Below are 25688 nucleotides of genomic sequence, written 5' to 3'. Positions count from 1 at the left end.
CGTCTTCACATCCACCGTCCGGGCTTTTTTAGCGCCCGAAAAGGCAGTTCAAGTACAAGGAAACCCTCAGCGATGGCGTACTACCGCACTCCTATTGACGCGACTACCCTGCCCGCCTGGCAGGCGCTGAATCAACACCGCGAAGCCATGCAGGATTTCAGCATGCGCGAGGCGTTCAATGCCGACCCGCAACGTTTTACTCAATTCACCCTCAGCAGTTGCGGGCTGTTTCTCGACTATTCAAAAAACCTGATCACCCACGAAACCCGCGACCTGTTGGTGGGCCTTGCTAACGAAGCAGGCTTGCAGGACGCGATCAAGGCGTTATTCTCCGGCGAACTGGTCAACGCATCCGAAGGCCGCCCGGCCCTGCACACTGCGCTACGCCGCCCGGTAGGCGACAAGCTGTCGGTAAACGGCGTCAACGTGATGCCTGAAGTGCATAAAGTGCTCAACCAGATCACCGAGCTGGTCGGACGCATTCATGACGGTTTATGGCGCGGTTATACCGAAAAGCCCATCACCGACGTAGTCAACATCGGCATCGGCGGCTCCTTCCTCGGCCCGGAACTGGTGTCCGAAGCACTGCTGTCTTACGCACAGAAAGGTGTGCGCTGCCACTATCTGGCAAATATCGACGGCAGTGAGTTCCATGAACTGTCGCTCAAGATTCGCGCAGAGACCACCCTGTTCATCGTCTCGTCGAAGTCATTCAACACTCTGGAAACCCTGAAGAACGCCCAGGCCGCACGTGCCTGGTACTTGGCGCAAGGCGGTTCCGAAGCGGAGCTGTACCGTCACTTCATCGCCGTTTCCAGCAACAACGCTGCGGCGGTGGCCTTCGGGATCCGCGAAGAAAACATCTTCCCGATGTGGGATTGGGTTGGCGGTCGTTATTCGCTATGGTCGGCTATCGGCCTGCCGATTGCGCTGGCCATCGGCATGTCCAACTTCAAAGAGCTGCTGTCCGGCGCCTATACCATGGATCAGCACTTCCAGAGCGCACCGTTCGAACAGAACATGCCCGTGCTGCTGGCCCTGCTCGGGGTCTGGTATGGCAACTTCTGGGGTGCGCAAAGCCACGCGATCCTGCCGTACGACCACTACCTGCGCAACATCACCAAGCACTTGCAGCAACTGGACATGGAGTCCAACGGCAAGAGCGTACGCCAGGACGGCTCACCGGTGTCCACCGACACCGGCCCGGTCATCTGGGGCGGCGTCGGTTGCAACGGCCAGCACGCCTATCACCAGTTGCTGCACCAAGGCACACAGCTGATTCCAGCTGACTTCATCGTGCCGATCGTCAGCTTCAACCCGGTGGCCGACCACCACCAATGGCTATACGCCAACTGCCTGTCGCAAAGCCAGGCGCTGATGCTCGGCAAGACCCGCGCCGAAGCCGAAGCCGAACTGCGTGACAAAGGCATGGCCGAAGAAGAAATCCAGAAACTCGCACCGCACAAAGTGATTCCGGGCAACCGCCCGAGCAACACCCTCGTCGTAGAGCGTATCAGCCCACGCCGTCTTGGCGCCCTGGTGGCGATGTATGAGCACAAGGTGTTCGTCCAGAGCGTCATCTGGGGCGTCAACGCCTTCGACCAATGGGGCGTGGAACTGGGCAAGGAACTGGGCAAAGGCGTCTACAACCGCCTGACCGGCAGCATTGAGGAGCCAGCAGACGACGCGTCGACCCAAGGCTTGATCAATTACTTCCGCGGTCGTCACCGCGGCTGATCCATCCTTCGCCACACCTCAAGACCCGCCCCCTCGCAAGAGGTGGCGGGTTTTTTAATGCCCCTTCCCATACGCCACATACCGCGCCATCAGGTTCGGACGTCGGAAGGTGTCGATCTGATCGATCTGGCCACGCATGCGGTAGAGAGCCCCTTCAAACGTTTCGTCATCCATGTCGATCCACAACCGTGGATTGCGGCCGACTTCGCGGTCATATTGGGCAGTGACGGGGTCGAGGTGGCGGAATTCTTCGTAGCGCGGCAAGTCGGGCAACGGGCGGCTGGTGTCCATATAGTTCTGCAGGAAGTCCCACATGGCACAGCACAACTCGCCAGCACCCGGTGGAACCAGCGCGCCGAAGTTGATGACGATGTCCCGATAGCGATGGGCGATGTACAGCACATTCATCGGCAAGCCCTGACGGTCCGGGGTCGTGGCGATATAGGCGTCGAACTCGTAAAACGGCGCGGTCAGCTCACCGATGGTGCCGTTCTTTTTGTATTCGCCTTTGTTGTCGTAATCGAACAGGGTGACAAGGCCGGTGCGACGGTTGATCTCCCAGATGGGGCCTCGGGAGGGTTTGACCCAGAGGTGGGGGAAGTAGCGGATGACTAATGAGGCGAGTGCCCAGCACGCTATTGGAATGCCTGAAAACCAAATAAAGAAACTGTTAAAGCTGTCTACTGTTATTTCGATCCATGTTCCATCAAGCTTAGCTATAGCTACGAAAAGCGTAAAAACACTTGGAATCAGACCAATCAGGAAGAACCACTTCCCAAACAAATGTAAATAAATCCAAAACCTTGATCGTTTCGACCACAACGAAAATCTAAAGCGCTCTTGATCCTCCCTATCATGAAAATCCACATGTTCATAGGGTGCTGGCACATAAGTACCTAAGGCCAACTGCTCTTTCTTTTCCTGTTGACCTTTCTCTACACGACGCAGATTTTTTGGTGCCGCTTCTCTCAAAAAATCATCCGGTGCAACCTCCTGCGTCATCCCCCACGGCAGACGCACCTTGGCAAAACGTCGAATCCACGAACGCTCTGCCGAAGGCGGTTGTTTGGGGGTCTGATCAGAGCGATAGGCTGTAGGCGCGTAGTAAGACGAGCTCATGGTAGTCATTCGTCGCTCACCGCTTTATGGGTGATTTCGTCGGCCCAAAACAGTTGTTCGCCTTTTCCAAAATTGGGTTTGACGTGGGCCGGACCGAACGGAGTCGGATCTTTCGGTGCAGGTGCGGGGAACACCCAGGTGCGGTTGCCATCGTTAAATGACAATTGAACACGGACCAGCCAGCGATAGATCTCGGCCGGCCGGCTTTTTGAGGGTTCCGCGGGCTGGTTGCGCGGCAACGTGACAAATATCTCTATTCCATTGGGCATTGAGCGATAGGCGACAGGTTTCTCTCGGGTGAGCGAATTGCGCTCGTGACTCCATTCATGGCGCAATGTGTAATGCGCTTCCGTCAGTTGCTGCCTGCATTCAACCAGGGTATTGAGTTCCTGACTCAGCAGGCCCGGCAGATTGCTTTCGATAAGGATGCAGGTGTTGGCCTTCCGCACGTCGAAGGGCACTGGACTCCCTTCATTGATTTTGGGGGCGAATTCGTGGTCCGGATTAGGGCGCGAGCTGATGCGGATATCAGCAAACAAGCTGACCAGATAGTAGAAGGCCTGTTCCGGATCTTGCAGGTGTGGAATTCGGCCACTGGCGGGACCGAAGGGACCAGCACGGAGCCAGTCTTCGACCGCGTTGCTGCTAAGCCAGTAGGCGATGCCCGCGCCGACGCTGATCAATATCAAGCTGATCCAGCCCATTGGCCCCAAGCCAAGGAAGGTGCTGCCGCCGACCATCAGGCTGCCTGCGATGCTGGTCAGGCCGCCTGCGGCCATCAGCAGATGGCCCCACATGGCATCATCTCCCCATTGATAGGCATGCCAGGCGTCGTAAAGGTTGAGGCCGACAAAAATCGCTCCTGCTGCAATCTGACCCAGCAAGCGGGTAGTGACTTTATCGACAAGACGCTTAGCTAGCTTTTCGCCCAATATTTGGGTGCTAAACGCTTGGGGGATGACAAAAAGAGTTTTACGGGCGGAGGCCAGAACGGATTGGCTGCTGGCTAGTTTGACGGTCAATGCTTCCATTGCGATCAATAAATCAATCCCGGCACCAGTGCTTCCTGAGAGCGCTCTACCGCGTCCTTTTTCTCTTGCGGTTTGGTCAAACGCCGCCAACTCATTCCTCAAATTCCACAACTCCAACATCCCCACCGCCGCCGCAAACGGCGTCGAGTTCAGCGCCCGATACATCCACTCGCTCTGCAACGCATTCCGGCTCTTCACCGCATCCTGTAGGGCCGTTCCCTTGGTGGTGGTCTGCTCGGCCATATTCTGCTGCCACGCCGCATTGACGCGCTGGTTCACCCCGCTGATCAGCCGCGCCATCCGATGATCGTGGGGCATGGCGATGACGACGGTATTGGCTCGTAGATCGCCTCCGGTGCGGTAATGGTCCTGGCCAACCTTCGACGACCCGGAGGGGCCTCGATAGTCGAGGTGAGGCCGTCGCAGGCGTTCTGACATCTCCGGCAAGTCGGTCAGGCCGAATACGTAGTAGTTCTTGTTTCTCGCCTCTTGGTGGCGAATGAAGTGTGCATCGCCAAAGGCCCCCGGCAGCATGCTGCGCAGTTGCGCCAAGGCCCGCTGACGTTGGCGCATGTTCAGCGCCGGGGCTGGGCGTTCGGCGCCAGGGACCGGAATGTGTTGGGTTGCGTTTAGCGCCTGTTCCGCCACATCCACCGAGCCTTGCAGGTTTTCGTGGAAGCTGATCAAGGTCGCCGCGACGACTTTCAGGGTGCCGGTCAGGGTGTTGTTGAGGCTGCCACTTTCCAGCAAACCTGCCAGTAAATGGGCGTCGAGCGTATTGAGTGGCTTGGCATCGACGGCGTCGCCGCTGACGGCCTCAAGCAGCGCGTTCGGCCGAAACAGACCATTGCCGCCATTGATGTCTGCGACCGTGGGCCGAACATACGGCGCTTCGATATCCTGCTGTGCGAGGTCGGGCCACAACATCACATGCAGCGCATGCTTTTCATCGTTAGCAATCAGGCTGATCAGCTGTTGCCCGACACTGACCTTAGTTTTGTAGAGGCTGATGCCGGTCACCGCGTCAGTGACATCGCCGTTGACCGCAAAGGGGTCCATTTGCGCGGGGGTCATAGCGAGGCTAGCGAACAACCGACTAACGAAGTGCATGGCGGCGACGTAGTCGAAGCCGTCGAGGCTCAGGTGATCGGCCAGGGTTTGCTCGGTTTCCGGTTGCTGCAGGGCGTCGCTCAACAGCACCTGACTCATGTCGAGCTGACGCCAGAGTTGCGCTCGTTCGCCGGTGGCGGTGAAGCGGTTGATGTCGATCCGACCCTGATCCTTGAGTTTCTCCATACCCTGGTGCAGCGGATTTTTCTGCCCACCCAAGGTCTGCGGCACGATCAATTGTTGCACCAGCAGCGCGCTGGCGTGATGGGTGTAATGGCTGGCGCGCTGGGCGCACAGGTTCAGCAACTGTTGCTGGTCGTGAATCCGCGTCTGTACGTGACGCAGACGATAGTGCGCGTCGTGCAACAGCACGCCGTACAGCTCGCGTTTGCGCGCACGTTGCAGCACATCAGTGGTGGCCGGCTGCTCTTGCCAGAACTCATCGGCGATCTGGGTTTCGGGATCGCACACCTGTTCCAGCCAATGGGCCCAGGCGCCGGTTTCCACGGAGGTTGGCTGATAGGCGGTTTCACCCTTTTCACAGCGAACCACATGCTGGCGAGCTGCGCTCAAGGCAATGACAGGGAACTGCCCGCTCAGGTCGCACAGGTAGCGGCCCGGTTGGTCGAGCAGCCATTCGTAACCGGGTTGGCGGACGCGTTGCGGGGCGACCAGGCTGACCGGGAAGGCGTGCGAGCTGAGGTTGAGCCTGGCGACATGCGCCGCGCCCGCCGCAGACTGGTTGGCCGCGTCATAGGCGTCGAATGCGCTGAACGCGTCGAGCATTGCCACGCCGTCCGGTTTGTCGAGGAACACGCGTTTGAACTTATCTCGCGAGCTGCGCAAGTCCGGGCTCTGGCAGCGTTGTGCGCGCGCTTTCGGGTCTTGCTCAAGACGTCGCAAGCGCGGCCCGCTGAGCTGCACCTCGCTGAAACAGAGCTGCGGCGACACCTGCTGATCGTTCCAGCTGGACGGCAACCAGATGTCGTCCAGCGCCTGCCCGGTCGCCAGTCGGGGGCCCTCCTCAATCTCGTCGCCCATGCGATAACGGTTGAGGTCGATGTCGTGATACGTGGTCTGCTCGTCTGCGACCCGCACCTCCAGCTCGCGCCACAACCGGCCGCCCAAAAAGACATACATGAACCCTGCGCGGCACAACACCGGCGTGCCGTGATCGTGGGCGCTATTGGCGCCGGGCAGCGCAACGAAGGGCACCACCGGCACGATCTGATTCCACTGCGCGTCGAACTGGCGCAGGGTGATCGATACCTCGGGCAAGAGCAGGCGAATAGGGCTGCCTTCGACCGAATCGATCTCCAGCCACAGGCGGTGGGTGTAGTGATCCTTCCAGCTCCAGACGTGCAGGGCGCTGTCCACAAAGTAGGGCTTTTTCAGCGTTTCAGGCTTGTCTTCGGCAGTCAGGGTGTCCAGGCGTTTTCCGGCTTGGTCATAAAACGCCAGGCGCTGACTGGCCGGATGTTGGTTGCCGGTGACCTGTACGATCAATTTATTGATTTCGCAGCATGGGCCGCGGCTGAGCTTGCTCGGGGCCATGTCAGGATTCCTGTCCGTTCGCAATGTGCGGCTCAAGGGCTTGGCTTTGCTCCGCGCTAAGCACCAAGAGGTGGAGGGAGGTGGTGGGAAGCCAGGTACTGGCGTAAGAGCTGTCCAGGCTTCGCCATCCAGTTTCAGGCGACGCATGCCAGCTCAAACGACCAATTGGACCGAGCCAGAGGTTGAGGTTTTCATCGGTGCAGGCGGGGAAAAAGCACTCGGCAACGGCCGGACTCCAATAATGCAGCATGCCTTTGCGGGTCTGTTTGAAGCGAATAATCAGCAGATGCCGCAGGTGTTCAAGTACCGCTTCGGCGCTGTGTTCACTCTCTATCACCAATCCCGGCCAGTGGGTGGGTGCTTCCTTGATCGCCTGTAGCAGTGTCCCGTCGCTGTCGTCTTTCACCAACAACGGGCTGAACTGCGAATAGATCATCAATTCAGTTGAATCAAACAGGCGTACAAAATCTGGACGACCCATCTGCCGGAAAAGAGAAGGCAGCAAATGGTCGGTGTGTTCCAAGAGCATCCAGGTTGTCATGAGCGAGCTCCCGGACTCATAGCCTCGCGGCAACCGCAGTCCTCAAGTGGGCAATCCATGGGTGTACTGCCTTCTGGCATTTGGCACATTTCGACAATGGGCTCACCGCCAAGGAACTGCTGTTGGAACGTGGGGCTGGGTGGCAACACGCCAACCTCAAGTGCTTGAGTACTCCCCGGCGCCAACGGCATCGCTGGCGTGCCCGGTAGTGGTGCGCCGCCTAACAGAATGGGTGTACTGCTGAAAATACCAGCCGGGCTAAGGACGATATGTTGGCCTCCGGCGCTCAGCGTCAGACCCAGGCCGGCGTTGATGACGATATCGTTACCGGCAATGTGCACTTCTTGCCCGGCCTCCATCACCAATACCTGACCCACACGGGTGTGGCTGCTGCCTGCCACCTGCAGGTGATCGCCCGCCAGCAACTGAACCTTGCGCTCGCCGGTGAGGGTCCGGTGTTCCTCACTTTTGAGTACCGAGGTGCTGTTGCCCTTGATGGTTTCCAGGCGTTGACCGCCAATTTCAGTCCGGCTGTCGTTCTGGATCAGTTGTTCCATGTCGCGCTGGGCACGCAGGTAGACCCGTTCCGCACCGTTCTTGTCGTCAAAATGGACTTCATTGAAACCGGTGCTCGCACTGGAACTCCGGCTGCGAAAGATGCTTTTGGTCTTGTTCTCAGGCAGTCCATACGCAACGGGGTTCAGGTTATTGGGCAGGCAGCCGACGATAACCGGCTTGTCGGCATCCCCTTCAAGGTATGAAACCAGTACCTCCATGCCCACTCGGGGAATGGTGACGGCGCCATACCCATCGCCTGCCCAACTGGATGCAACCCGCACCCAGCAACTGGTTGTTTCATCGTCCTGTTCGCTGCGGTCCCAGTGGAATTTGACTTTGACCCGACCGAATGTGTCGCAGTAGATTTCTTCATTCACAGGGCCGGTGACCCTGGCGGTCTGGGTGCTGTGGATTCGCGGTTTCGGGTGCTCCAGCGCCGGACGAAACTGGACCGCTTCCGCAATGGCGGTGAAGGTGTTGCGGTACCCCTGAACGATGCGCCCGTCTTCAACCGGGCTGCTGTCGGCCAGTTCTTCGAGGACCTGCGGCTGTCTTGCTTCATGCTGTACAAAAACCAGCACCCAGTGGGTTTTGGGGTCGTAATCCGGCACCAGGTGCACGCGCGATCCACTGCGTAAAAGCGGCGCATCACTCTCACCATCCGCCAGGCGAAACCCGGTTTGATGGCGCTCAAGCGCACGCTTGGATAAAACGTCACCGCGCCTTTTTTCTTCGAAAATCCCGGGGTAGACGTAATCCTCCAGGTAGGGACCGTATTTGGGGACCTCGCCGCTCTCCCATTGCGCCTGGGTTCGCGCAGGATTTTGCAGGCTTTGCAGCGGGATATGGGTCTGTTTGAAGTCATGGTCGCGCAGGGCGACATGATTGGTTTGGGCGGTAAGACGTACGCCAAAGGCCTTGACCACCGGACCTTCTGCCACCAGGCCGCTGGCTGGTTTGAACGGCAACACCTGCGGAGATTGCTGCGGGAATCGGGTTTCATCGTCGGCAAAGATCAGGCAATGACTGTCTGGCGTGTGCTCAAACCGATAGAAAATCCCCTCTTCTTCGCATAACCGGCTGAGAAAGTGCAGGTCCGACTCGTCGTACTGCACACAGTAGTCGCGCGGCGCCATGCTCCCCGTGATGCGGTCGAACGATGCATCGGTGCCCTTCAGCATGCGATGCCCTTTCAGCACCTCAAGAATGATCTCCGGCACGGTCATTTTCTGGAACGAACGGCGATGGCTCGAATGTTCCAGAAAAGCCAGATAAGGCGCCAGCACCAGATGGTAATGGGTGAACGCCCCGCCTGTTTTGCCTTTGCGGATCGCATAAATATGACCGTGCAACCCCTGCCCTTGCGCCCCGAATCTCAGGTAGGCCGCTTTATGCAGCAAGCCGTCCAACGCGTGGGATGAGCGCCTGCTCACCAGTTCGATGTTGATTTCATAGGGTCGGCTCAGCGCCTCGGCCCCGTGAAAACTCAACACCTGCAAGTCAGTTTGCTGCTGCCCGTTGATGTCCAGAGAGAGCTTCGGAGTAAGGCCGGGATGAGACATGCGCGCATCTTCGTGTTGGAAGGGGCACGCAGTGTCATTGACGATGTATGTCTACACAGCCAGCCAGCGCCGTTGGATCATGTAGGACTGTTCCGGTAATCGCGCAGGGTCGTACTGACGTACTCCGCCAAACATGGATGCGGGTCCCGTCCCCTTGAACCAATCACCACCAAAGCGCACCCTGATGACTTGTTGCATCAACAAGAATAAGGATCAACCCATGTTCGATATCAGCGTTTTCCCGAAAGCCGACGCCGTGCGTAAAGCTGCGCAGCTTAGCCCCGCTGACTATCAGCGGATGTATCAACAATCAGTGGAACACCCCGACACCTTCTGGGCCGAACAAGCCAAGACGTTTCTCGACTGGTCCAGACCTTGGCAGCAAGTGCAGCACGCGGACCTGAACACTGGCGAGGCCAGCTGGTTCAAGGGCGGCGAATTGAATGTCAGCTACAACTGCATCGATCGTCATCTGAAAGAGCGTGGCGATCAGATCGCGATCATCTGGGAAGGCGACAATCCGGGCGAGTCCGCCGAAATCACCTATAAAAAGCTGCATCACAACGTTGCCCGTCTGGCGAACGTGCTTAAAACTCGCGGAGTGAAAAAAGGTGACCGGGTCTGCATCTATATGCCGATGATCCCCGAGGCCGCCTACGCGATGCTCGCCTGCACCCGAATCGGCGCCGTGCATTCGGTGGTGTTCGGCGGGTTCTCGCCAGACGCGTTGCGTGACCGGATTCTCGATGCCGATTGCCGCACCGTGATCACTGCCGATGAAGGGGTGCGCGGGGGTAAATATGTCGCGCTCAAGAAGAATGTCGACAAAGCACTGCAAAGCTGCCCGAACGTCAGCACCGTACTGGTGGTAGAACGCTCCCAGGGCGACGTGGAATGGGTCGAAGGTCGCGACATTTGGTACCACGACGCCGTGCGTGGCATGAGCGCTGACTGCCCGCCCGAGCCAATGGATGCGGAAGACCCGCTGTTCATCCTCTATACCTCAGGCAGTACCGGCAAGCCCAAAGGCGTGCTACACACCACCGGCGGTTATTTGCTGCAAGCCGCAATGACCTTCAAGCATGTGTTCGACTACCAAGACCAAGAAATTTTCTGGTGCACCGCCGATGTCGGCTGGGTTACCGGTCACAGCTATATCGTCTATGGCCCGCTGGCCAATGGCGCCACCACGCTGATTTTTGAAGGCGTGCCGAACTACCCCGACGCTTCGCGCTTCTGGCAGGTAATCGACAAGCACCAAGTCAACATTTTCTATACCGCACCCACAGCCCTGCGCGCCTTGATGCGTGAAGGACCGGGGCCGCTGCAAAGCACCTCACGCGAGAGCCTGCGCGTGCTCGGCAGCGTCGGCGAGCCAATCAACCCTGAAGCATGGGAGTGGTATTTCCATCAGGTCGGCAAGGAGCGCTGCCCCATTGTCGATACCTGGTGGCAGACCGAAACCGGCGGCATCATGCTGACCCCGTTGATCAGTGCCAGCCACCTCAAACCGGGCTGCGCGACGCGTCCGTTGTTCGGGGTTCAGCCGGTATTGCTGGACGAGCAAGGCAAGGAAATCATCGGTGCGGGCAGCGGCGTTCTGGCGATCAAGGCCAGTTGGCCGGGACAGATTCGTAGCATATACGGCGACCAACAGCGCATGGTCGAGACCTATTTCAAACCTTATCCGGGCTACTACTTCACTGGCGACGGCGCTCGCCGCGACGAGGATGGCGACTACTGGATCACTGGCCGCGTCGACGACGTACTCAACGTGTCTGGACACCGGATCGGCACTGCAGAAGTTGAAAGCGCACTGGTGCTGCACGACAGCATCGCCGAAGCCGCAGTGGTCGGTTACCCCCATGACGTCAAAGGCATGGGGATTTACGCATTCGTCACGCCGATGAAAGGTGTCGAGACAAATGATGCGTTGAAAAAAGAACTGCTGGCCCACGTCGCCCAAGAAATCGGCAGCTTTGCCAAACCGGAATTGATTCAGTGGGCACCCGCCCTGCCGAAAACCCGCTCAGGCAAGATCATGCGCCGGATTTTGCGCAAAATTGCCTGCAATGAACTGGACAGCCTGGGTGATACGTCGACCCTGGCTGACCCGAGTGTGGTCGAAGGCCTGATCGATAAACGCCTGAACCGTTGAACGTGACGGGCGCAGCCCTCCCTGCGCCCGACTCAGATGTTGAGAGCCCATGGAATTCATTCGTAGCCGTATCGAAACCCAAGTCATGAGTCTGACGGGATTGTCTCTGGGTCAATTGGACCTGGAAAACCCTAAAGGTGATCCCGGCCTGTTCGGCCCCGAGGCCATCTGCTGGCAGGTGCATGGCGACTTCAGCAGCATGCTGATCGGCGGCATCAGCGCATTGATGCTGCAAGCCCTGCATCCATTGGCGCTGGCCGGGGTCTGGGATCACTCGACCTTTCGTCAGGACATGCTTGGCCGCCTTCGCAGGACCGGCCAGTTTATTTCAGGGACAACCTTCGGTTCGACCCGCGACGCCAACTGGCTGATAGAAAAGGTGCGCACCATCCACTTGCAAGTGACGGGTACTGCACCCGACGGACGCCCCTATGCGGCCAGTGATCCGGATCTGTTGACGTGGGTGCATGTGGCCGAAGTCAGCAGTTTTCTAGCCGCCCATTTGCGCTATCGCAACCCCGAGTTGTCAGGTGACGCACAGGATGCGTATTACGCAGAAGTTGCCGCCATCGCCGAACGACTCGGCGCGCGTGAGGTGCCACGTTCAAGGCAAGCGATTGCCGACTATCTCGAACGGATGCGCCCGCAGTTGATCTGTGATGAGCGCAGCCGCGAGGTGCTGCGATTATTGCTGAATGCGCCTGCTCCGAGCAGGCTGGCCAAGCCATTCGGTGCCTTAATGATGCAGGCGGGCATCGACCTGTTACCGGTATGGGCCAGCGATTTGTTCGCGATCCATCAGGGTCCGCTGCAACGCGCATTGATCCGCGCCAGCGTCAGACGTAGCGTGCCCCTGTTACGCTGGGCGGTGCGCAATGGCTCAGTTCAGCGCGCCCACCGACGGATGGGGCTATCCTGCTGACCGACCTGAAACACACTCTCGGCCGCCGGTTTCTCGTTGGAACCTGAGCGGCCATGTGTGACACCATGCGTACCATTGTCATAGCCACCGCCACAGCGAATAGGGCCAACTGAATCAGGCCCGACGCAAAATTCAATAATAGTGAGGACCTTTGCCATGCAAGACGTCGTTATCGTTGCCGCCACCCGTACCGCTGTCGGTGCGTTCCAGGGTGCCCTGGCGAATATTTCCGCAGTCGATCTTGGCGCTGCTGTCATTCGCCAACTGTTGTCTCAAACCGGACTGGATGTTGCTGAAGTCGATGAAGTGATCATGGGCCATGTATTGACCGCAGGCGCCGGGCAGAACCCTGCCCGTCAAGCCGCGATCAAGGCGGGGCTGCCTTTCGCGGTACCGGCAATGACCGTGAGCAAGGTCTGTGGCTCAGGCTTGAAGGCCCTGCATCTGGCGGCTCAGGCAATTCGTTGCGGCGACGCGGAAGTGGTCATCGCGGGCGGTCAGGAAAATATGACCCTGTCCAATTACGTCATGCCCGGTGCACGTACCGGTCTGCGTATGGGCAACAGCACCCTGGTCGACACGATGATCAGCGATGGTTTGTGGGATGCATTCAACGACTATCACATGGGCATCACTGCCGAAAATCTGGTGGACAAGTACGGCATCACCCGCGAAGCACAAGATGCTTTCGCCGCCGCGTCACAACAGAAAGCTGTGGCCGCCATCGAAGCCGGGCGTTTTGTCGACGAAATCACCCCGATCCTGATCCCGCAGCGCAAAGGCGATCCGCTCTCGTTCGCCACGGACGAACAACCGCGCGCCGGGACGACCGCCGAATCGTTGGCCAAACTCAAGCCAGCGTTCAAGAAAGATGGCTCCGTCACCGCAGGCAACGCTTCGTCGCTGAATGACGGCGCCGCTGCCGTCATCCTGATGAGTGCCGCCAAAGCTGAAAAGCTCGGGCTGCCGGTTCTCGCGCGCATCGCGGCTTACGCCAACGCAGGTGTCGACCCGGCAATCATGGGCATTGGCCCGGTCAGCGCCACTCGTCGTTGCCTGGCCAAGGCGGGCTGGTCGCTGGAGCAACTTGACCTGATCGAAGCCAATGAGGCGTTTGCCGCGCAAGCTTTGTCAGTCAGCAAGGAGCTGGGCTGGGACATGAACAAGGTCAACGTCAACGGCGGCGCCATAGCCCTTGGCCACCCGATTGGTGCATCAGGCTGCCGCATTCTGGTCACGCTGCTGCACGAGATGATCAAGCGCGACGCCAAAAAAGGACTCGCAACCTTGTGCATCGGTGGTGGTCAGGGTGTGGCATTGGCGCTTTCCCGCTGAGTCTGCTGCGCCTGATCTGACGTCATCGCGGGCAAGCATGCTTGCCCGCGATCAATGCCCGCGCTTAACTGTTAAACTGCCGCGCCCATTTCCAACCCAAGGCGCTGTGCATGTCTTCCTTGAATCAGGCGCTAAGCGTCGCCCTCGATAACCGCGAACCACTGCTTGCCGAGTTGCATCAACAAGGCACGGATTGCTATCGGCTATTCCATGGCAGCCAGGAAGGTGCTAGCGGCCTGACCATCGACCGCTATGGCCCGCAATTGCTGGTGCAGAGTTTCCACCACTCGCTGGAACGCGAGGTCCTGCTGGAACTGCACGCGGCCGTCAATACACGTCTGGGGCTCGATACCCTGCTGGTCTACAACGACCGCTCCCAAGGCAACTCGCGAATAGACCGTAACGACGCCGTATACAAAGCCGAAGACGCGGCACTGGTGGATATGATCGGCCACGAGTGGGGCCTGAACTACCGCGTACGCGGGCGCCATGCCGGGCAGGACCCGCTGCTGTTTCTCGACTTGCGTAATACGCGTGGCTGGATAAAACAACACAGCGCCGGCAAGACCATGCTGAACCTGTTTGCGTATACCTGTGGCGTTGGCCTGAGCGCGGCGGCGGGCGGAGCGCGGGAAGTATGCAATCTGGACTTTGCCGAAGGTAATCTGGCGGTGGGTCGCGAAAATGGCGTCCTCAACCCTCAATTGAAAGCCATGAAGTTTGTGCAATCCGATTACTTCCCGGCGATCCGCCAACTGGCAGGCTTGCCCATAGCACCACGCCGCGGAAATAAGTTGCCCGAATATGTGCGCCTCGAGCAACGGCAATACGACCTGGTGTTCCTTGATCCGCCTGCGTGGGCAAAAAGTGCATTCGGCACCGTCGATTTATTGCGAGATTACCAGAGCCTGCTCAAACCGGCGGTATTAACCACGGCCACCGATGGCGTGTTGATCTGCTGCAATAATCTGGCGAAGGTCAGCATGGAGGACTGGCGCGAACAGGTGCTACGCTGTGCCAGCAAGGCCGGGCGCCCGGTACGCGACTGGCAGGTTCTGACGCCGGGCAGCGACTTTCCGTCTCAGGACCAGCAACCGCCGCTCAAAACGCTGATACTGCAACTCTGACGCCCGACGCAAGAAAGGAAACTTCCGACACGCACTTGAGGGTACTTCTGGGGAACCAGATTCGCGTGCCATACTCCAAGGACCTCCGACAGACAGACGACGCCTCACATGCCCAAAGGATTGAAACGCGCTATTTGCGCCTTGCTGACCGTCATCGCGCTTTATAGCTTGCTGGGGTTCTTGATTCTGCCCGGCATCGCATTGCGGATAGTCAATCAACAACTGGCCACCTATTCCACGGTACCGGCAACGCTGGGTCGTCTGGAAATCAACCCCTACACACTGGAAGTCACCCTGTGGGGCCTGAACATCGGCACGCCGGGCCAGGAGCAGGTCGGTTTCGAGCGGTTGTACACCAACCTGCAGATTGACAGCCTGTGGACCGGCGCCCTGCATCTGGCGGCTGTCGAGCTGGACAAACCCAAGTCCGAACTTCTCTTCAGCAAGGACGGCACGCTGAATCTGGCGAAGCTGTTCAAGCTACCGGCCAGCGAGCCGGCCAAGGACGCGCCACCCGGCAAGCCTTTCCCGATGCGGGTAGACCACATCAAATTGGCTGACGGTTATGTCCACTTCCAGGATCTACGCCCCAGCGAACCGATTGAATTCCTTTACGACAAGCTGAGTCTGGAGCTGAAAAATCTCAGCACCCTGCCCGAAGACAATGCCGACATGACCCTGGTTGCAGTAGGTCCTGGCGGCGGTCGAGTCGACTGGGTCGGGCGCGTCAGCCTGGTACCGATTGCCTCCGAAGGTAAGCTAAAAGTCACTGACGGCAAGATGAAAGTCTGGTGGCCCTACGTGCGCGATGCGCTGCCGTTCGTACTGCAAGACGGCATTCTGAACTTCAGCACCGACTACACACTCAGCCTGGCCAGCACAACCGAACTGCAACTGACCAATACCGCCTTGAGCGTTGCGCCCTTCGCGATCAATGCGCCGGACGGTCGGCCACTGGTGCGCCTGGAACGACTGGACGTCACAGAGACCTCTATCGACCTGGCCAAACAGCAGGTGACCGTCGGCAAGATCCGCAGTAATAAACTGGAAACCTGGGCTGCGCGTGAAGCGGATGGCGAACTCGATTGGCAGAAGCTGTTTGCCAGCCAACCGAAAAAACCGGCCTCCGCCGCAGCCATCAAGGCGCCGGCGACCTCAGCCGGTAGCACCCCCGAAGTCGCCCAACAGCCCATTGCCCCAAGCAAACCCTGGCAGGTGCTGCTGCGTGATGTGCAACTGCGCAACTATCAGATTCACCTGGCTGATCGGGTCCCCAAGGAACCCGTTGCGCTTGAAGTAGGCCCGCTGAACCTCGACGTGCAGAATTTCGACAGCCTCAACAAATCGCCTTTCAGCCTCAAGCTTGATACCGGGCTGGGCAAACAAGGGCATATCACTGCCATGGGCGACGTCAATCTGAGCCCGGTCAGCGCCAAATTGCAGGTCACCACCAAAGACATTGACCTGCGTGTCGCGCAGTCTTATATCAGCCCGTTCATCCGCCTTGAACTGCGTAGCGGCATGCTCGGCAGCGAGCTGGCAGTCAATCTCAAGAGCACCGCGCCGCTGATCTTCAGCGTCACCGGCAAGGCCCAAATCGACCAATTGCACACCCTCGACACCCTCAAGCAGCGCGACTTTCTCAAGTGGCAGCAGGTGGTGCTTGAAGGACTGGATTATCAACACGGCGACAGCCTGACGATCGCCAAGGTCAATCTGCTACAACCGTATGCGCGTTTCATAATCAACGATGACCGCACCACCAACATTGATGATCTGTTGATCCCACAGCCAGCCGACAGCGGCAAACCCGCGACTAAACCAGCCGCAGGCAAGGTCTCTGCAAGCGGCGAAAAACCGATGGGGATTCGCATCGGGGAAGTGAATATCAACGACGGCTCCGCGAACTTCGCCGATCTCAGTCTCACACCCAACTTTGCCACCGCCATTCAGCAGCTCAACGGCAAAATCGGCACGCTGGACAACCGTCAGCCGAAGCCTGCGACGGTCAATATCAATGGCAAGGTTGATCGCTATGCGCCGGTGACCATCAAAGGCAGCCTCAACCCCTTCGACCCCTTGGCCAGTCTCGACATCGCGACCAGTTTCAAGCGCGTAGAACTGACCACACTGACGCCGTACTCAGGTAAATTCGCTGGCTACCGCATCCGCAAAGGTCGCCTGAATCTCGACCTGCATTACATGATCACCAAAGGCCAGCTCAAGGCCGAAAACAAAATGGTGGTCGAACAGCTACAGCTGGGTGAGAAGGTCGAGAGCGCCAGTGCGGTCGATTTGCCGATTCGCCTGGCCATTGCCTTGCTGAAGGACTCAGATGGCAAGATTTCCATCGAGCTGCCTATTTCCGGCGACTTGAACAATCCCCAGTTCAGCGTAATGCCAATCATTTGGCAGACGTTGCGCAATTTGGTAGTGCGCGCAGCTGAAGCACCCTTCAAGTTCATCGGGGGTTTAATCAGTGGCGGCGAGTCTCAAGACCTCGGCAGCATTGCGTTCACCCCCGGATCGAGTGACTTGACCAGCGACGCACAATCCGCCCTGAACAAGCTCTCCGCCGCACTCAAGAAGCGCCCGACGTTACATCTCGAGATCGAAGGCACCAGCTCGGTCAGCAGCGATGGCCCGCTGATCGCTGCTCAACGTCTGGAGCGCGAATACCAGAGCACGTACTACAAGATTCTTCAGCGTCGCGGTGACAAAGTTCCGGCTCAAGCCTCACTGTTGCAAGTGCCCGAAAACGAAAAACCACCCATGCTCGAAGGTATTTATCGCACCCTGCTCAAGCAACAACCGCCCGCCGAGTGGACCGGTCTGGGTAAGGAAGAGCGCGCCGCGAAAATGCGCGTGGACGTGATCAAATCCTGGAGCACCAACACTGCATTGCTCCGCCAGTTGGGCCAGGCGCGCGCCGGCAGCATCAAGGATTATCTGGTCGATAAAGGCAAACTGGCTGATGATCGGGTCTATTTCATCGACACCAGCCTCGGAGAGGCTCAACCCGATGGCCGTGTCGTTACTCAGCTGCATCTGGACAGCGAATAATCCATGCGAACAGCCGGTTTAGTGCTTTTGGTAGTCGCTTGTCTCGCAGGCCAGGCACAAGCAGATACCTTGCGTTGCGGCAGTCAGTTGATCAGCGTGGGTGATCGGGAGTTTGAGGTACTGCAGAAATGCGGTGAACCTATTGCCCGAAATATCATTGGCTATAAGCGCAGCGTGAATAGACGCGAAGAAGTCCAGATTGATGAGTGGATCTACGGGCCCAATAGCGGAATGTATCAATACTTGCGTTTCGAAGGCGGCCGGCTACTGCGCATAGACAGTAAGCGCGGTAGCTGACGGCCGCGCCGGGGCTTATCCTTCAATTCCCCCATCCCCACAATAGAACAGGCCCCGGCGCGAACGCAGGGGCCTGTAATGACCACATCCTTATGGTCTTTCGCATGAACCTTTAACGAACCAGCCGATACCGTCCAACGTTATCAGCGCGCTCCTTATCAATGATCATCGCGAGAGAGTGAAACGTTACTCGGATTTCAGGCCATCAGCCGAAACGGCTTGAACGCCTTTGATTTTTTTGGCGATGTCGACAGCCAGTTTTTTCTGAGCGGAGGTCAATGTGACGGTCGATGACAGGGAAACCACGCCTTTGTTGGTCTCTACCTTGATGTCAGTACCAGGAATGCCTTTTTCAGTGACCAGATCGGCCTTAACTTTGGTGGTGATCCAGGTATCAGAGGTTGCCTCTGTAGCTTTGGTCATTTCGCCAGCAGCAACAACCATCGGTGCTTGAGTGGTTTGTTGAGCAAATGCCGCGTTGACCATGGTAAAGGTCAGTGCAGTGGCAGCAGCAGCGGCAATAGCGAACTTATTCATATTCATACGAGTCACTCCTGTTTTTCTAAAATCTGCTCCAGCATCACTGGCGGCAGGGTTACAGGGTATATCGCAAGCGCTGTGCCAACCTCTGATTGAATATAATTACGTTATAAAACAATAGGTTATCTTATGCTCGAAAATTGGCTGTCGTGCAGATTGCACGTTCATCACCCTGCACTGCATGCAAGATGCATGTAGTGCAGGGCGAAAGGATTGGCTACCTATATAAGCTAAGCGCTTAAAAGCGCTCATAAAAAAAGGACCCCGAAGGGTCCTTTTTTCAGCGTATGGCAATCAGGCTAATTACACGCCCGATGCTTTTGCTGCTGCAACGTCTTTGATCGACAGTTTGATGCGGCCGCGGTTGTCCACGTCCAGCACCAGAACTTCAACTTCCTGACCTTCTTGCAAGATGTCAGTCACTTTCTCAACGCGAGCATCGCTCAACATGGAAATGTGAACCAGGCCGTCTTTGCCAGGCAGGATGTTAACGAATGCGCCGAAGTCGACAATACGCTCAACCTTACCGATGTAGATCTTGCCGATCTCGGCTTCAGCGGTGATGCCCAGAACGCGCTGACGTGCTGCTTCAGCCGCTTCCTTGGTTTCGCCAAAGATCTTGATGGTGCCGTCGTCTTCGATGTCGATCGAAGCCTTGGTCTCTTCACAGATCGCACGGATCGTCGCGCCGCCTTTACCGATGACATCACGGATTTTGTCGGTGTCGATTTTCATCGCGATCATGGTCGGAGCATTTTCCGACAGTTCGGTACGCGACTGACCAATGATCTTGTTCATCTGACCGAGGATGTTCAGGCGAGCTTCCAGGGCTTGGCCCAGAGCGATCTCCATGATTTCTTCGGTGATGCCTTTGATCTTGATGTCCATCTGCAGCGCGGTAACACCTTTGGCGGTACCGGCTACTTTGAAGTCCATGTCGCCCAAGTGATCTTCGTCACCCAGGATGTCGGTCAGGATGGCGAACTTCTCGCCTTCTTTAACCAGACCCATGGCAATACCGGCTACGGGTGCCTTCATCGGCACACCAGCGTCCATCAATGCCAGGGAAGCACCGCAGACCGAAGCCATGGAGCTGGAACCGTTGGACTCGGTGATTTCCGATACCACACGAATGGTGTACGGGAACACGTCAGCAGCAGGCAGCATGGCTTGTATGCTGCGACGAGCCAGACGGCCGTGACCGATTTCGCGACGACCAGCACCGCCCATACGACCACACTCGCCCACCGAGAACGGAGGGAAGTTGTAGTGCAGCATGAACGGGTCTTTGCGCTCGCCTTCGAGGGTATCGAGCAACTGTGCATCACGTGCGGTACCCAGAGTCGCTACAACCAGAGCCTGGGTTTCGCCACGGGTGAACAATGCCGAACCGTGAGTCTTCGGCAGAACGCCGACTTCGATGTTCAGCGGACGTACAGTGCGGGTATCACGACCATCGATACGCGGCTTGCCGTTAACGATGTTCTCGCGCACGGTGCGGTATTCGATTTCGCCGAAAGCAGCTTTGACTTCGCTGGAAGTCGGTTGACCTTCTTCGCCGGAAAGCTTGGCAACGATCTGGTCACGCAACTCACCCAGACGGGCATAACGCTCGTGCTTGACGGTGATGGTGTAAGCCTGGGAAATCGCATCGCCGAACTCAGCGCGAATCGCGCTCAGCAGTGCGGTGTTTTCTGGTTGTGCTTTCCAGTCCCACGTCGGCTTGGCAGCTTCGGCAGCCAGTTCTTTGATGGCCTGGATAACAACCTGGAATTCGTCATGGGCGAACAGTACAGCGCCCAGCATCTGGTCTTCGGTCAGCTCTTTAGCTTCCGATTCAACCATCAATACCGCTTCCGAGGTACCGGCTACAACCATGTCCAGGCTCGAAGCCTTGAGTTGTTCGTAGTTCGGGTTCAGCAGGTAGCCGGTGCTTTCGTGGAAAGCAACGCGCGCAGCACCGATAGGGCCGTCGAAAGGAATACCGGAGATCGCCAGTGCAGCCGAGGTGCCGATCATGGCAGCGACGTCTGGATCAGTCTTTTTGCTGGTGGACAAAACGGTGCAGACAACCTGCACTTCGTTCATGAAACCTTCTGGAAACAACGGACGGATCGGACGGTCGATCAGACGCGAAGTCAGGGTTTCTTTCTCGGAAGGACGGCCTTCACGCTTGAAGAAACCGCCGGGAATTTTGCCCGCAGCGTAGGTTTTTTCCTGGTAGTGAACGGAAAGTGGGAAGAAGCCTTTGCCTGCGTCAGCGTGCTTGGCACCGACCACAGTCACTAACACGCTGACGTCGTCGTCAACGGTGACCAATACTGCGCCGGAAGCTTGACGGGCGATACGGCCTGTCTCGAGGGTGACGGTCGATTGACCGAATTGGAATTTCTTGATGACCGGGTTCACGGTTTCCTACCTTCTTTGTGGCTCTTGGGGAACTGGTTTCTTGCGAATTCTTGGGCAGTGACAGGGATCGGACCCATCGACCGTCCAGATAAAACTTGAGGCTGGGAGCCTGCCACGACCCATCAGGTAAACCCGATGAGCCGTGACAAACAACCAACCTCTAGCAACGTCGTTATTAGCGACGCAGACCCAGACGAGCGATCAGGGCGCTGTAACGGCTAACGTCCTTACCTTTAAGGTAATCCAGCAGCTTGCGACGCTGGTTTACCATACGGATCAGACCACGACGTGAGTGGTGATCTTTACCGTTGGCCTTGAAGTGGCCTTGCAGTTTGTTGATGTTAGTGGTCAGCAGTGCAACTTGCACTTCTGGCGAACCAGTATCACCAACAGCTTGCTGGTAGTCGGCTACGATCTGAGCTTTTTCTTCTACGCTGAGTGCCATGTGGGCAATCCTTTATTCGAGAAACCGCTCCAGAGAGACAGTTTCAATGGGCCGAGGACAAATCCTCGTATTTTTAAATGAGATGTGACCGTGCCCATTGACAGCCACCCTCGTCCGGTCATTCTGACCGAATCAATCGACGCGGCGCGATCCGCCCGTCTTCACTCACTTCACCGATTCCGATGAAGCGACCTTCATGATCTTGCACGCGAACCATGCCAAATTGTGGCGCGTCCGGTGCTCTTACGGGCTGACCATGCAGCCAGTAAAACGAACTGTGTTCCGAGAACTGCAGCAGCGGCCAATCCAGCAAACCGCTGTCCGAAGGCATCAGGAAGCGATCAACCGCTTCGTTACCACCCTCGGCGTGTACCTGCTCCAACTCTTCCAGCGTAACCGTCTGAGCCAGGCTGAAAGGTCCGGCCTGCGTACGACGCAACTCTGCGACATAGGCGCCACACCCAAGCTTTTCACCGATATCTTCCACGAGGGTACGGATATAGGTGCCTTTGGTGCAGTCCACTGCAAGACGTGCAGTATCGACGTCGCATTCCAGCAATTCCAGGCGCGTGATAGTAACAGAACGCGGTTCGCGCTCCACCACTTCCCCTGCTCGGGCCAGCTTGTACAGGGGTTGACCATCGCGCTTGAGCGCTGAGTACATCGGCGGTATCTGACTGATTTCACCGCGAAAAAACGGTAAAACCGCTTCGATATCGGCACGACCAACGGTCACGGGACGAATTTGTAAAACATCACCTTCAGCGTCTGCCGTGGTGGTGGTTTTACCCAATTGCATCTTGGTTTCGTACGCTTTGTCCGAATCAAGCAAGTATTGGGAAAACTTTGTCGCTTCGCCAAAACACAACGGTAATACGCCCGTCGCGAGCGGATCGAGGCTGCCGGTATGCCCGGCCTTTTCCGCATTGAGCAACCAACGCACTTTCTGCAAGGCTGCGTTGGACGTGAAGCCCAGCGGTTTGTCGAGCAGGATGATCCCGCTGACGTTACGGCGTATACGTTTGACCTGCGCCACCCGCATTACTCCTTGTTGCTTTCTGGCTTGTCGCTTTCTGCCAGGGAGTTTTCCTGGGTAGCGTCTTCTGCCTGCACATTTTCCGGGTGATGGCCATCTTCAGCCACAGCACGTTCGATCAATGCAGAAAGATGAGCGCCACGCACGACGCTTTCGTCGTAATGGAAATGCAACTGTGGAACGCTGCGCAATTTCATCTCGCGAGCCAGTTGCATGCGCAGAAAACCTGCCGCAGCGTTGAGAACCTTGATGGTCTGGGCTATTTCTTCAGCACTGTCCTGACCCATCACGGTCATGAAAATCTTCGCATGACCAACGTCACGGCTGACATCGACAGCCGTGATGGTGACCAGGCCGACGCGCGGGTCTTTGATTTCGCGGCGGATCAGCTGTGCCAGCTCGCGCTGCATCTGATCGCCAATGCGTTGGGTACGGCTATATTCTTTTGCCATGTCTACTACCTGTCACTGACCCGGGGCGAAACCCGTACGGTCTGAAAGCGGCAAACGCCCGGCCTGACAAAATGTCGGACCGGGCGTTGCGTTTAGAGCCCATGACGGATCGCAGTGCATTTGCATGCGACGACCCGTCATGGCTCTTACAACTCGCGACTTAGAGGCTGCGAGCCACTTGGACTTTCTCGAACACTTCGATCTTGTCACCGGCTTTGACGTCGTTGTAGCTCTTGACGCCGATACCGCATTCCATGCCGGCACGCACTTCGGACATGTCGTCCTTGAAGCGGCGCAGGGACTCGAGTTCGCCTTCGAAAATAACGATGTCTTCGCGCAGTACACGGATCGGACGGTTGCGGTGAACCACACCTTCCAGAACCATACAGCCAGCAATCGCACCAAACTTCGGCGAACGGAATACGTCACGGACTTCGGCGATACCCAGGATGTTCTCCCGAACGTCGCTGCCAAGCATACCGGTAAGGGCTTTCTTGACGTCTTCGATGATGTCGTAGATCACGTTGTAGTAACGCATATCCAGACCTTCCTGCTCGACAATCCTGCGAGCGCCAGCATCGGCACGCACGTTGAAGCCGAACAGTACAGCGTTGGAAGCCAGTGCCAAGTTAGCGTCGCTTTCGGTGATACCACCGACACCGCCGCCGACTACGCGCACTTGCACTTCGTCGTTACCCAGACCGCCAAGGGCGCCCTGCAGAGCTTCCAACGAACCACGAACGTCAGATTTGAGGACGATATTAAGCGTCTTCTTCTCTTCCTGGCCCATGTTCTCGAAGATGTTTTCAAGCTTGCCGGCATGAGCGCGAGCCAGTTTGACTTCGCGGAACTTGCCTTGACGGAACAGAGCGACTTCGCGCGCTTTCTTCTCGTCAGTCAGTACGCTCAGCTCGTCGCCAGCGTCCGGTGTGCCATCAAGACCCAGGATTTCGACCGGAATCGAAGGACCTGCTTCTTTAACTGGCTTGCCGTTCTCGTCGAGCATGGCGCGGATACGGCCGAAGTTCGAGCCAACCAATACCATGTCGCCTTGACGCAGCGTACCGTCTTGAACCAGAACGGTTGCAACCGGACCACGACCTTTGTCGAGACGCGATTCAACCACGACACCACGACCAGGAGCGGACGGGGTCGCTTTCAGTTCCAGTACTTCGGCTTGCAACAGGACCGCTTCGAGCAGTTCGTCAACGCCAGTACCTACTTTCGCAGAGACGAGTACGAACGGAGTCTCGCCGCCCCACTCTTCGGAAGTAACACCTTGGACAGACAATTCGCTTCTGATGCGATCGAGATCAGCACCTGGCTTGTCGATTTTGTTCACTGCTACGACCAGCGGAACACCGGCGGCCTTGGCATGCTGAACAGCTTCAATGGTCTGCGGCATCACGCCGTCGTCCGCAGCAACAACCAGAATCACGATGTCGGTCGCCTTGGCACCACGAGCACGCATTGCGGTAAACGCAGCGTGGCCCGGGGTGTCAAGGAAGGTGACCATGCCACGATCAGTTTCAACGTGGTACGCACCGATGTGCTGGGTGATGCCGCCGGCTTCGCCAGCTGCAACCTTGGCACGACGAATATAGTCGAGCAGCGAGGTTTTACCGTGGTCAACGTGGCCCATTACGGTCACAACCGGTGCACGGGCGAACGTCTCACCTTCGAACTTCAGCGATTCGGCCAGAGAATCTTCCAGGGCGTTGTCGCTGACCAGTTTGACCTTGTGGCCCAACTCTTCGGCGATCAACTGGGCAGTTTCCTGATCCAGTACCTGATTGATGGTCACCGGGGTGCCCATCTTGAACATGAACTTGATCACTTCAGCCGCTTTGACCGACATCTGTGCGGACAACTCGCCGACAGTGATGGTCTCGCCGATGGCAACGTCGCGAATGACCGGCCCGGTAGGGCTCTGGAAACCGTGAGCGTTACGCTTTTTCAGCTTGGCCTTGCCGCGACCACCACGACGGAAGCTGTCGCTTTCTTCGTCGGTAGTACGAGGTGCAACACGTGGCGCTGGCGCTTTCTCTTTAACGGAAGCACGGTGCGGAGCGTTCTTGCGATCGCCATCACCACCGCCGCCGCTACGACGATTGTTGTCATCGCTGCGCGGTTTGTCCGGGCGACGCTGTTCGTCTTTCTTGCGGGCATCGGCAGCCGGTGCAGCAGCCGAAACCGGTGCTTGACGCACAGGTTCGGCAACAGCAACAGGCGCGGCAACAGCTTCAGTACCGTTCGATTGCGCAGGAGCAGGCTGACTACGCGCTTGTTCTTCGGCGCGACGCTTGGATTCTTCTTCAGCCTTTTGACGCGCAGCATTTTCTACGGCACGACGTTCGTCCACTTCGCGTTTACGCTCGGCTTCGATTTCTTCCGGGCTGCGCTGTACGAAAACTTTCTTCTTGCGCACTTCAACGCTGATGCTTTTGCTGCCAGCAACGCGAAGTGTGCTTGTGGTTTTGCGCTGCAAAGTGATCTTGCGCGGCTCTTCCACTTTGGCCTTGTGACCGCTTTTCAAATGCGTCAACAGGGCTTGTTTCTCTATGTCGGTCACAACTTGTTCGGCGGCGGTGTGCGGCAAACCTGCCTCACGCATCTGCTGTAACAGGCGCTCTACCGGTGTGTCGACCACTGTGGCCAGTTCTTTCACCGTGACTTGCGTCATGCACTTCTC

At 57.5% G+C, this 25688-nt stretch carries 17 protein-coding genes; 7 read left to right on the top strand and 10 right to left on the bottom strand.

What is annotated here, in order from left to right; genetic code table 11:
- Positions 1–72: 72 nt before the first annotated feature.
- On the top strand, positions 73–1737 hold the full coding sequence (pgi, locus tag RGU44_RS23700; RefSeq protein WP_219063813.1) for a glucose-6-phosphate isomerase: 1665 nt from the start codon (positions 73–75) through the stop codon (positions 1735–1737).
- Between the two features lie 54 nt (positions 1738–1791).
- Here pgi and RGU44_RS23695 read toward each other — a convergent pair whose 3' ends face one another.
- Genes RGU44_RS23695 through RGU44_RS23680 form a run of 4 tightly spaced genes read right to left on the bottom strand, consistent with a single transcriptional unit; the run spans position 1792 to position 9212 of the window.
- Positions 1792–2856 (bottom strand): hypothetical protein, encoded by a 1065-nt coding sequence (locus RGU44_RS23695; RefSeq protein WP_322278324.1) that lies wholly within the window; start codon positions 2854–2856, stop codon positions 1792–1794.
- Positions 2857–2861: 5 nt separating this feature from the next.
- The gene (locus tag RGU44_RS23690; RefSeq protein WP_322278322.1) at positions 2862–6551 is read right to left on the bottom strand and encodes a hypothetical protein; all 3690 of its coding nucleotides are present in this window, start codon (positions 6549–6551) and stop codon (positions 2862–2864) included.
- 1 nt (position 6552) lies between these two features.
- Positions 6553–7092, bottom strand: coding sequence for a DUF4123 domain-containing protein (locus tag RGU44_RS23685; RefSeq protein ID WP_322278318.1), 540 nt, complete (start codon positions 7090–7092; stop codon positions 6553–6555).
- Positions 7089–9212: a type VI secretion system Vgr family protein gene (locus RGU44_RS23680; RefSeq protein WP_322278314.1), complete on the bottom strand. Its 2124-nt coding sequence runs from the start codon at positions 9210–9212 to the stop codon at positions 7089–7091. The genes RGU44_RS23685 and RGU44_RS23680 overlap by 4 nt, the downstream gene beginning before the upstream one ends.
- A gap of 220 nt (positions 9213–9432) precedes the next feature.
- On the opposite strand from RGU44_RS23680, the gene acs reads away from it, so the two are divergent.
- From acs to RGU44_RS23650, 6 genes are all read left to right on the top strand, one after another.
- Positions 9433–11370 (top strand): acetate--CoA ligase, encoded by a 1938-nt coding sequence (acs, locus tag RGU44_RS23675; RefSeq protein ID WP_322278311.1) that lies wholly within the window; start codon positions 9433–9435, stop codon positions 11368–11370.
- Between the two features lie 49 nt (positions 11371–11419).
- On the top strand, positions 11420–12292 hold the full coding sequence (locus tag RGU44_RS23670) for an oxygenase MpaB family protein (RefSeq protein WP_322278309.1): 873 nt from the start codon (positions 11420–11422) through the stop codon (positions 12290–12292).
- A 156-nt stretch (positions 12293–12448) separates the two neighbouring features.
- A complete protein-coding gene (locus RGU44_RS23665) occupies positions 12449–13627 on the top strand; it encodes an acetyl-CoA C-acetyltransferase (protein ID WP_322278307.1) in 1179 nt (392 codons plus the stop codon).
- Positions 13628–13737: 110 nt separating this feature from the next.
- Positions 13738–14754, top strand: a complete 1017-nt coding sequence (locus RGU44_RS23660) for a class I SAM-dependent rRNA methyltransferase (protein WP_322177826.1) — start codon at positions 13738–13740, stop codon at positions 14752–14754.
- Between the two features lie 108 nt (positions 14755–14862).
- Positions 14863–17817 carry a DUF748 domain-containing protein gene (locus RGU44_RS23655; RefSeq protein ID WP_322278305.1) on the top strand — a complete coding sequence of 985 codons (2955 nt, stop codon included), beginning with the start codon at positions 14863–14865 and terminating at the stop codon, positions 17815–17817.
- A 3-nt stretch (positions 17818–17820) separates the two neighbouring features.
- Positions 17821–18114 carry a DUF2845 domain-containing protein gene (locus RGU44_RS23650; RefSeq protein ID WP_322177824.1) on the top strand — a complete coding sequence of 98 codons (294 nt, stop codon included), beginning with the start codon at positions 17821–17823 and terminating at the stop codon, positions 18112–18114.
- A 186-nt stretch (positions 18115–18300) separates the two neighbouring features.
- On the opposite strand, the gene RGU44_RS23645 is transcribed toward RGU44_RS23650, so the two are convergent.
- The 6 genes from RGU44_RS23645 to infB all read right to left on the bottom strand — a co-directional run bounded on the left by RGU44_RS23645 (position 18301) and on the right by infB (position 25679).
- Positions 18301–18651 (bottom strand): BON domain-containing protein, encoded by a 351-nt coding sequence (locus tag RGU44_RS23645; protein ID WP_322183022.1) that lies wholly within the window; start codon positions 18649–18651, stop codon positions 18301–18303.
- 306 nt (positions 18652–18957) lie between these two features.
- Positions 18958–21063: a polyribonucleotide nucleotidyltransferase gene (pnp, locus tag RGU44_RS23640; protein ID WP_322177823.1), complete on the bottom strand. Its 2106-nt coding sequence runs from the start codon at positions 21061–21063 to the stop codon at positions 18958–18960.
- 175 nt (positions 21064–21238) lie between these two features.
- On the bottom strand, positions 21239–21508 hold the full coding sequence (gene rpsO, locus RGU44_RS23635) for a 30S ribosomal protein S15 (RefSeq protein ID WP_219063825.1): 270 nt from the start codon (positions 21506–21508) through the stop codon (positions 21239–21241).
- A gap of 118 nt (positions 21509–21626) precedes the next feature.
- Positions 21627–22544, bottom strand: a complete 918-nt coding sequence (gene truB / locus RGU44_RS23630; RefSeq protein WP_322278303.1) for a tRNA pseudouridine(55) synthase TruB — start codon at positions 22542–22544, stop codon at positions 21627–21629.
- 5 nt (positions 22545–22549) lie between these two features.
- Positions 22550–22996 carry a 30S ribosome-binding factor RbfA gene (gene rbfA, locus RGU44_RS23625; RefSeq protein WP_322177821.1) on the bottom strand — a complete coding sequence of 149 codons (447 nt, stop codon included), beginning with the start codon at positions 22994–22996 and terminating at the stop codon, positions 22550–22552.
- Positions 22997–23156: 160 nt separating this feature from the next.
- The gene (gene infB, locus RGU44_RS23620) at positions 23157–25679 is read right to left on the bottom strand and encodes a translation initiation factor IF-2 (protein WP_322177820.1); all 2523 of its coding nucleotides are present in this window, start codon (positions 25677–25679) and stop codon (positions 23157–23159) included.
- Between the last annotated feature and the right edge of the window lie 9 nt (positions 25680–25688).

It is taken from the genome of Pseudomonas sp. 5C2 (assembly GCF_034314155.1).
Lineage (GTDB): Bacteria > Pseudomonadota > Gammaproteobacteria > Pseudomonadales > Pseudomonadaceae > Aquipseudomonas.
Note: the sequence above shows the minus strand (reverse complement) of the source record. Positions and strands in the feature narration are given on the sequence as shown.